The sequence below is a fragment of the Castellaniella denitrificans genome (assembly GCF_027214045.1).
GTDB lineage: Bacteria > Pseudomonadota > Gammaproteobacteria > Burkholderiales > Burkholderiaceae_B > Castellaniella > Castellaniella denitrificans_A.
In genome coordinates, this window is sequence record NZ_JAPWHE010000026.1 from 1 (window position 1) to 573 (window position 573).

The window sequence follows — 573 nt, forward strand, 5'->3', positions numbered from 1 at the left end:
GCAGGCTGGCGGCCGCGGCGGCCGATTCCTCGACCAGGCTGGCGTTCTGGCGGGTGACGTCGTCCATCTGGGTGACGGCCGCGTTGATCTCCTCGATGCCGGTGGTCTGCTCGCGGCTGGCCGCGCTGATCTCGCCCATGATGTCGGTGACGCGGTGGATGCTGTCGACGATGTCCTGCATGGTGGCCCCGGCGCGCGCGGCCTGCTCGTTGCCCTTGGCGGCGGACTCGACGGAGGTGTCGATCAGGCCCTTGATTTCCTTGGCGGCGCCGGCCGAGCGCTGGGCGAGCGCGCGGACCTCGGAGGCGACCACGGCGAAGCCGCGGCCTTGTTCGCCGGCGCGGGCGGCCTCGACGGCGGCGTTCAGGGCCAGGATGTTGGTCTGGAAGGCGATGGAGTCGATCACGCCGATGATGTCGGCGACCTGTTGCGACTTGGTGTTGATCTCGCCCATGGTGGAGACCAGCTCGGCGACGATGGCGCCGCCGTCGGTGGCGGTCTTGGCGGCCGAGGCGGCCAGGGTGTTGGCCTGCTGCGCGTTGTCGGCGTTCTGGCGCACGGTGGCGGTGATCT

1 protein-coding gene is annotated in these 573 nt (G+C 70.7%); it reads right to left on the reverse strand.

What is annotated here, in order from left to right:
* Positions 1-573: methyl-accepting chemotaxis protein (locus tag O4H32_RS14895; RefSeq protein ID WP_269360402.1), on the reverse strand; the 573-nt coding region annotated here is incomplete at both ends.